This is a genomic window from Tianweitania sp. (genome assembly GCF_032053605.1).
In the GTDB taxonomy this organism is placed as follows: Bacteria; Pseudomonadota; Alphaproteobacteria; order Rhizobiales; family Rhizobiaceae; genus Tianweitania.
Genome location: NZ_DAMBUH010000136.1, coordinates 1 through 7,632, shown reverse-complemented (window position 1 = coordinate 7,632; position 7,632 = coordinate 1). Strand labels below are relative to the sequence as shown.

The 7,632-nt window shown below is 61.5% G+C and carries 9 protein-coding genes and 1 pseudogene; 6 read left to right on the top strand and 4 right to left on the bottom strand.

What is annotated here, in order from left to right:
• From RTX98_RS18925 to folE, 3 genes are all read right to left on the bottom strand, one after another.
• Window positions 1-745, bottom strand: a 745-nt coding sequence (locus RTX98_RS18925; protein ID WP_312798385.1) for a patatin-like phospholipase family protein, incomplete at its 3' end; no start/stop codon positions are given.
• Window positions 746-816: 71 nt separating this feature from the next.
• A complete protein-coding gene (gene hisI, locus RTX98_RS18920) occupies window positions 817-1,236 on the bottom strand; it encodes a phosphoribosyl-AMP cyclohydrolase (RefSeq protein WP_312798383.1) in 420 nt (139 codons plus the stop codon).
• A gap of 1 nt (window position 1,237) precedes the next feature.
• Complete coding sequence (gene folE, locus RTX98_RS18915) at window positions 1,238-1,864, bottom strand: GTP cyclohydrolase I FolE (RefSeq protein ID WP_312798382.1); 627 nt, start codon at window positions 1,862-1,864, stop codon at window positions 1,238-1,240.
• Between the two features lie 236 nt (window positions 1,865-2,100).
• Here folE and RTX98_RS18910 point away from each other — a divergent pair, with 236 nt between their 5' ends.
• From RTX98_RS18910 to RTX98_RS18885, 6 genes and pseudogenes are all read left to right on the top strand, one after another.
• Window positions 2,101-2,547 carry an iron-sulfur cluster assembly scaffold protein gene (locus RTX98_RS18910; protein ID WP_312798381.1) on the top strand — a complete coding sequence of 149 codons (447 nt, stop codon included), beginning with the start codon at window positions 2,101-2,103 and terminating at the stop codon, window positions 2,545-2,547.
• Between the two features lie 12 nt (window positions 2,548-2,559).
• Window positions 2,560-2,853 carry a nucleotidyltransferase family protein gene (locus RTX98_RS18905; protein ID WP_312798380.1) on the top strand — a complete coding sequence of 98 codons (294 nt, stop codon included), beginning with the start codon at window positions 2,560-2,562 and terminating at the stop codon, window positions 2,851-2,853.
• 1 nt (window position 2,854) lies between these two features.
• A complete protein-coding gene (locus RTX98_RS18900) occupies window positions 2,855-3,226 on the top strand; it encodes a DUF86 domain-containing protein (protein WP_312798378.1) in 372 nt (123 codons plus the stop codon).
• Window positions 3,213-3,542, top strand: coding sequence for a membrane protein insertion efficiency factor YidD (gene yidD / locus RTX98_RS18895; protein WP_312798376.1), 330 nt, complete (start codon window positions 3,213-3,215; stop codon window positions 3,540-3,542). The genes RTX98_RS18900 and yidD overlap by 14 nt, the downstream gene beginning before the upstream one ends.
• A gap of 99 nt (window positions 3,543-3,641) precedes the next feature.
• Window positions 3,642-5,606, top strand: coding sequence for a threonine--tRNA ligase (thrS, locus tag RTX98_RS18890; RefSeq protein WP_416223177.1), 1,965 nt, complete (start codon window positions 3,642-3,644; stop codon window positions 5,604-5,606).
• A 62-nt stretch (window positions 5,607-5,668) separates the two neighbouring features.
• Window positions 5,669-6,548 (top strand): annotated as a pseudogene (locus RTX98_RS18885) (lysophospholipid acyltransferase family protein).
• 14 nt (window positions 6,549-6,562) lie between these two features.
• Here the strand turns inward: RTX98_RS18885 and RTX98_RS18880 are convergent.
• Window positions 6,563-7,435 (bottom strand): hypothetical protein, encoded by an 873-nt coding sequence (locus RTX98_RS18880; protein ID WP_312798386.1) that lies wholly within the window; start codon window positions 7,433-7,435, stop codon window positions 6,563-6,565.
• Window positions 7,436-7,632: the final 197 nt, after the last annotated feature.

Genomic DNA, 7,632 nt, shown 5'->3' with positions numbered 1-7,632 from the left:
CCAGCCGCGAGCGCGACAGCCGATCCTGAATGATGTTGAACGCTTCCACCATTACACCAGTCACGCCCAGCCGCGACTCGCGTCCGGTAGGCGGCGTTGCAGCGTTCTTGGGTCTTGGTGCATCCCGAGCAATCACCAGTTCGCCAGCGCTGTGCTTGATCACGGCGGCGCGGCCGAACAGGTCGTAATGCAGGTTCACGCCCACCACGAGCGGCTGCTCGTAAGCACGGCAGACCGAGACAGGTACGGGATTGACCAGCGCACCATCCACAAACACGCCGGGCAGGGCGTAGGATGCCCGCATGGCCGTCACCAGCGAACCATCAGTCACCCAAATCTCATGTCCGGTCCGAAGCTCGGCCGCTACGCATACGAAGGGTTTCGACAGGTTCTTGAAGGTCTTGCCGGCAAGATGCTCCTGAAGCCGCGCATCGAGCTTCATGCCGCCGAACAGACCGTTGCCGCCAAGCCGCAGATCGAGCAGGCCGAAAATGCGCCGCTTGGTCAGGCTGCGCGCGAAGGCTTCCAACTCATCGAGCTTGCCGGCGAGATAGCAGCCACCCACCAGCGCGCCGATCGACGTTCCCTCAATCATGTCGACCGCGATGCCCGCTTCGTCCAACGCGCGCAACACGCCGATATGCGCCCAGCCACGCGCCGCGCCGCCGCCAAGCGCCAGCGCGATGCCTTGCCGCTTTGGAGAAGGAATTTCGATCAGATCGGCGGGAGACGTAACGCGGTCCATGATCAGCCGACTATGCAGAAGGCGTCATGAACATTGCATGAAAGAGGAACCGAACCCTGATGAGGATGCGATCAGCCTTCGTTGGCCAGAACGAGGCGGACACCATCCCCATTGCGCTCCACCGCGCGATAAAAACAGCTGCGGCGATCGGTGTGGCAGGACAGTCCATCTCCGTCGACCCTGACCCGTAGCCACAAGGCATCCTGATCGCAATCGACGCGGATTTCCTGAACCTGCTGTGTGTTGCCGGAGGTCTCGCCCTTCTTCCACAGCTGGTTGCGGGAGCGGGACCAGTAATGCGCAATGCCGGTGTCGAGCGTGAGCTGAAGCGCTTGCGCATTCATATGGGCAACCATCAGAAGATGGTCGTCGCTGGCATCAGTCACGACGGCTGTGATCAGCCCGTCGCTGTTGAAGCGCGGCGACAAAACCGCGCCTTCTTCCAGCTCCCGCTTGTCACTGGGTGCTACCGGGAAAGTTGCCCCGCTCATCTCACGCCTTGCTGCTGGTGCGCAGCAGGGTCATAAAACGGATCTGATCGTCGGGGCTGTCGGCGAATACGCCGGTGAAGGTCGATGTCAGCGTGGTCGCACCCTGCTTGCGGATGCCGCGCATGGCCATGCACATATGCTCGGCTTCCAGGATCACGGCCACGCCGCGCGGCTTGAGAATGTCCTGGATGGTGTTTGCGACCTGCGCCGTCATGGCTTCCTGTGTTTGCAGGCGGTGCGCGAAAATGTCGACGACACGCGCCAGCTTGGACAGACCGACGACCTTGCCGTCCGGCAGATAGCCGACATGCGCCCGGCCTATGATCGGCACCATATGATGTTCGCAATGCGAGTGGAACAGGATGTCCCGCTCGATCACCATGTCCTGATAGCCTTCGACTTCCTCGAAGGTGCGGCCGAGCTCTTCGGCGGGATCCTTGTTGTAGCCGTCGAACATCTCCTTGTAGGCCTTGGCGACCCGCATCGGGGTATCGAGCAGGCCTTCGCGCTCGGGATTGTCGCCGGTCCAAAGCAGGAGCGTGCGAACGGCCGCTTCGACCTCGGCCTGGGTCGGACGCTTGGTCTCGCTTGAAGCGCGGAGGGGAAGAGATTTCAGAACGGCGTCCATAAGGCGTCTCCCGTAGTCCCTTTCGCGGAAGGGACGAGTTAAACGGATCACTGCCTGAGTTCGGTTTTGCGGGAGCAAGCTCCAGCCGAATGCGGCGGTTTGGGTTCAAAAATCAGCTTACGACAGCTGCGCTTGCCGCTTTATGAACCGTGCTCCTATATATGAAGAGCCGAGTGCGAAAGGAAGGCGTTCGCGCGGCAAACCATGCTCAAGCTGCGCCGCTGCGGAGAAACAACATGATCGATGCAGTCTACAACGCGAAAATTCTGGGATTTGCCGGAAATATCGGCCGCACCGGCCGCCTCGATGCGCCCCATGCTACCGCCAAAGCGCATTCCAAACTCTGCGGTTCCACGGTGCTCGTCGACCTCTGCATGGAAGACGGGATCGTCACCGATTTTGCCCATGACGTGAAGGCCTGCGCGCTTGGCCAGGCCTCATCGGCGATCATGGCGCAGCACGTTGTCGGCTCGACCGCTGACGAGTTGCGAATCCTTCGCCAGACCATGCACGCCATGCTGAAGGAAAACGGAACCCCGCCGGAAGGCCGTTTTGAAGATCTGAAATATCTGGAACCCGTGCGCGACTACAAAGCGCGCCACGCCTCGACCATGCTGACCTTCGATGCAGTGGTGGATGCGATCGACCAGATCGAGCGCGCCAACGCCGACAAGGCTGCGTGAGGAGAAGCCGCTATGCGTCCCTCCGAAGCGTTGGCAAAGCATCGGGATGAGGTGCTGGCGATTTTAGCAAAGTATCCGGTGAGCAATCCACGGGTGTTTGGATCCGTGGCGCGCGGGGAGGACACGGAAGCGAGCGATCTGGACTTGATGGTTGAGCCTGTCTCCGGCGTGACCACCCTAGTGGACCTTGGGCTTTTACGAGAAGAGTTGGTCACCGTCCTCGGCAAGGAGGTTGATCTCATGACCGATGGCGGCTTCAATCCGCGTTCTGCTCGACGCATCGAACGCGATCTGGTTGCGCTCTAGGATGGACAAGCAGACGCGCCTGCACGAACTGCTCCGCGACGTGGTGGAATGGGGCGATGAAGTCGCCTCTATCATCGAAGGCGTTAAGAGAGATGATTTTATAACGCACCGTTTGGTGCGCCTTTCCGTTTGGAAGTGCATCGAGAACGTCGGCGAGGCGGCTGCGCGTATCCTCCGGCTGTTCCCCGACTTTGCAGACAAGCATCCAGAGCTTGAGCTGAATGAAGCTCGAGCCATGCGCAATCAACTTACGCATGGTTACGATGGCGTGGACTTTGAACTCGTGTGGGTGACGGCCAATCGATCAGTTCCACCGATGGTTCAAGCTGCAAGAACGTACTTGCAAGCGCACGCGGCCGATGACAGCCCGTAACTTTTCCGCCCCGTGGCGCCGCACCCCCGGCCGTTTGTTCGGCACCGGCTTCGTGCGCCTGTATCAGCTGACGCTTTCAGGCTTCATCGGCAATGGCTGCCGGCATTATCCGACCTGTTCGGAATATGCCTATGAAGCCATAGCGCGCCACGGCCTGTGGTCCGGTGGATGGCTGTCCTTGTTCCGCGTGGTTCGTTGCGGCCCGGGGGGCACGCATGGCATCGATGTCGTGCCGGACGATCTCGGATCGCGTGTATCGCCTTGGACGCCGTGGCGCCTTTGGGCATTCGGACGCAAGCCGCACAGCGCCGACTAGGCTTTACGCATGGGCTTTCGCCCGCTACATGCGCGCAGCGCCCTGACATGGCGCGTGACCACCCGCGTTCGTATGCGGGACTGGATAATGGAGAACAGCATGTCCCAGGTTTCCCTCACATTCCCCGACGGCTCCGTGCGCGACTACGACGCCGCAGCAACCGGCGCGGCTTTGGCCGAGTCGATCTCGAAGTCGCTCGCCAAGAAGGCCGTGGCTTATGCCGTTGATGGCACTATTCGCGATCTCAGCGAACCGCTCGGCACATCCGGCAAGATCGAGATCCTGACGCGCGATGATCCGCGCGCACTGGAACTGATCCGTCACGACACCGCGCATGTGCTCGCGGAAGCCGTTCAGGAGCTTTGGCCGGACACGCAAGTCACGATCGGACCGGTGATCGAGAACGGATTTTATTACGATTTCGCCCGGAAAGAGCCCTTCACACCGGACGATTTCCCCGTAATCGAGAAGAAAATGCGGGAAATTATCCTGAGAAACCGGCCTTTTTCCCGGGAAGTCTGGGATCGTGCTCGTGCCAAGCAAGTGTTTGCCGACAAGAGCGAGGGCTACAAGCTCGAGTTGATCGATGCGATCCCCGAGGGTCAGGATCTGAAGATCTACTACCAGGGCGACTGGTTCGATCTTTGCCGCGGTCCGCACATGGCCTCGACCGGCCAGATCGGCAACGCTTTCAAGTTGATGAAGGTCGCGGGCGCTTACTGGCGCGGCGACTCCAACAACCCGATGCTCACGCGCATCTATGGCACGGCCTGGGCGACGCAGGAGCAGCTGGACCAGTATCTGCATGTGCTGGAAGAAGCTGAGAAGCGCGATCATCGTCGCCTTGGCCGCGAGATGGACCTGTTCCACTTCCAGGAAGAAGGTCCGGGCGTCGTCTTCTGGCATTCCAAGGGCTGGAAGATGTTCCAGAACCTCGTCAGCTACATGCGCCGCCGCCTCGAGGGGGACTACCAGGAGGTGAATGCGCCGCAGGTGCTCGATCACAGTCTGTGGGAGACTTCCGGCCATTGGGGCTGGTATCGCGACAACATGTTCAAGGTCACGGTCGCCGGCGACGAGACCGAGGATGAGCGCATCTTCGCGCTCAAGCCGATGAACTGCCCCGGCCATGTGCAGATCTTCAAGCACGGCTTGAAGTCCTATCGCGAACTGCCAATCCGCCTCGCAGAATTTGGCGCCGTTCACCGCTACGAGCCGTCCGGCGCGCTGCATGGCCTCATGCGCGTGCGCGGCTTCACGCAGGACGACGCGCATATCTTCTGCACCGACGAGCAGATGGCCACGGAGTGTCTGGCGATCAACGACCTGATCTTGTCGGTCTACAAGGACTTCGGCTTCGAGGGCATCACGATCAAGCTGTCGACGCGGCCGGAAAAGCGCGTTGGTTCGGATGCGCTGTGGGATCGCGCCGAAAGCGTCATGATGGATGTGCTCAAGACGATCGAGGCGCAGTCGCCGGAGATCAAGACCGGCATCTTGCCGGGCGAGGGCGCGTTCTACGGGCCGAAGTTCGAATACACGCTGAAGGACGCGATTGGTCGTGAATGGCAGTGCGGCACGACGCAGGTCGACTTCAACCTGCCGGAGCGCTTCGGCGCCTTCTATATCGGTTCCGATTCCGAGAAGAAGCAGCCAGTGATGATCCATCGCGCCATCTGCGGTTCGATGGAGCGCTTCCTCGGCATCCTGATCGAGAACTTTGCCGGCCATATGCCGCTGTGGTTCGCGCCGGTGCAGGTCGTAGTCGCCACCATCACCTCCGAGGCGGATGAGTATGCGCGCGAAGTGCAGAAGGTGCTGAAGAAGGCCGGTCTTCTGGCCGAACTCGACCTTCGCAACGAGAAGATCAACTACAAGGTGCGCGAACACAGCCTGGCGAAGGTGCCGGTGATCCTCGTTTGCGGCAAGCGCGAAGCGGAAGAGCGGGCGGTCAACATCCGCCGCCTTGGTTCGCGCGATCAGTCGGCGATGTCGCTGGATGAAGCGCTGGCCATGCTGGTCGCGGAAGCCACGCCGCCCGATCTCGCACGTCAGACCGACTGACCGTCACCGGACCATCACGCAGGCTTCACACGCCTGTCACTGGCTGCTGCGCATGAAAGACCATGCACAGCAGCCAAGCCACGCTTGATTCCGGTCTTTCCGCGCTCTCCTACGCTGATGCCGTGGAGAGTTGGCTTGGCCGCAAGATCATCACACTGTCCGAACAGCTTTCGGGCCGCCGTCACTACGAGGCGCTGTACCGGATCTGGCGCGGCGAGATCGTGCCGTCGAACGAGCGCGTTTTCGGCCGTATGCTCGAACTGATCGACATCGATCTTGCGGTTCAGGGTGCGTTGCCGAAAGCGGCACCCGACGATCGGCTGATGCTCGTGGCCAATCATCCCTATGGCATCGGCGACGGCATCGCGATGCTGGCTTTGGCCGAGCAGCTTGGCCGCCCGTTCCGCGTGCTGATCAATTCAGAGCTGCTGCGCATTCCGGAAATGCGGCCTCATTCGCTACCGATCGACTTTCATGAAACCAAGGAAGCGCAGCGAAACAATGGCTGTGCGGCGTGAAGCGCTCGAGCTGATCCGGCAGGGCGTGACGATCGTCGTTTTCCCGGCGGGTGCCGTCGCAACCGCGACCAAGCCTTGGGGCCGTGCAGCGGATTGGCCGTGGAAGCTGTTTCCGGCGCGACTGATCCAGGATGCGCAGGCCAGCGTGGTACCGATCCACTTTGCCGGCCAGAACGGCCGACTGTTCCACCTTGCCAGCCACATTTCGCTGACTGCCCGCATGTCGATGCTGGTGCGAGAGTTCACCAAGCTGTCCGGCGGTTCGGTCCAGGCGCGCATCGGCGAGGTGCTGCCTTGGTCGTCGCTGGAGCCGTTCCGCGACCGCAAGGCGCTGACGGCGCATCTGCGCGCTGCCGTGTTCGGCCTTTCACCGGATGGTGATGATGCGCGATCAGGCGGAGCGGTGATCGATCCGCTGTACTAGCGTTTGGTCGATGGCTATTCGCTGGTGACCTCAGCAGGACTTGCCGGTTGGCCTTCAGTTGCCAACACTTCGACATCCTGATTGCGCCCGGCAAGCACTGTAAAGTCGCGGCTATATATGCGGTCGCGGTTTTTCGCGACGGCCGTGTAGGTGCCTTCCGCCAGCACCATAGAAGCAAAAGCGCCAACATTCTCCTGAACGATATCGCCGGACCCGTTGACCACGGACCAAGCCGTATCGGCGATGGCCTCACCGCCGGCTTCGCGCACCAGCTTCATGGTCATCTGCGCGGCCTTGTGCTCGACCGTTGCTTCTGTCAGCTGCCCGCTTTCCACGCGGATATCGGAGCGGATGACGGCATTCACCGTGCCATAGGTCGAGACGACATGGTAGGTGCCGGCGTTCAGCCGCACGACCGTGCCTGGGCTGACATCGGGGATGATCAGCGCGCGCTCGCCGGTCGCGTCTGAATGGCTATCGAAAATCGAAAAGCGCAGTTTGTCTGAGGGGATGCGCATGCCGCCCGACAGAACAGCGTCGAGCTTCAACCCGCCGGCATCGAGCACGAGGCTTTCGCGCTTCGGCTCCCGCGTCACGCTGATGCGCTTGGTGACGCCCGCACGGCCATAAGCGGCATGAACGAGATAACTGCCGGGCTCCAGCTGGAACACGCTCGTACCGCCTTGAACCGAAGCCACCAGAGGCAGCTTGCCGTCTTCACCGGCGTCGGGCTTGAACACGCGCCACACCAGGCCGCGCGGGATCTCCTTGGCATTCTCCGTCAGCTGCGCACCGAGCGTGATTTCGCCGAGGTTCCCGGTGGCCAGCGGCGTTTGCTGGTTGGCCGGCGCATAGTTGGTGATGCCCGGCAGTTTGACGTCCGGCATCGTTGCCGCGGGTGCGTCTCCCCCAAAGCCCGGCGTTGCAGGTGGGGTGCTTTCGAGCAGCGGCGCATCGGGAAAGCCGTCATTGTCAGCAGGAGCATCATCAACTTGAGGGGGAGCGAACAAGGGTCGGCGCCCGCTATGACCTTCCGGCGGCACACCCAGGCCACCTTCGGACTGACCACCAGCTGGCCCTCCGC

Coding starts and splice junctions, on each gene's coding strand:
- hisI (WP_312798383.1), bottom strand. CDS start 1,236: ATGAGCGGGGCAACTTTCCCGGTAGCACCCAGTGACAAGCGGGAGCTG.
- folE (WP_312798382.1), bottom strand. CDS start 1,864: ATGGACGCCGTTCTGAAATCTCTTCCCCTCCGCGCTTCAAGCGAGACC.
- RTX98_RS18910 (WP_312798381.1), top strand. CDS start 2,101: ATGATCGATGCAGTCTACAACGCGAAAATTCTGGGATTTGCCGGAAAT.
- RTX98_RS18905 (WP_312798380.1), top strand. CDS start 2,560: ATGCGTCCCTCCGAAGCGTTGGCAAAGCATCGGGATGAGGTGCTGGCG.
- RTX98_RS18900 (WP_312798378.1), top strand. CDS start 2,855: ATGGACAAGCAGACGCGCCTGCACGAACTGCTCCGCGACGTGGTGGAA.
- yidD (WP_312798376.1), top strand. CDS start 3,213: ATGACAGCCCGTAACTTTTCCGCCCCGTGGCGCCGCACCCCCGGCCGT.
- thrS (WP_416223177.1), top strand. CDS start 3,642: ATGTCCCAGGTTTCCCTCACATTCCCCGACGGCTCCGTGCGCGACTAC.
- RTX98_RS18880 (WP_312798386.1), bottom strand. CDS start 7,435: ATGCCGGACGTCAAACTGCCGGGCATCACCAACTATGCGCCGGCCAAC.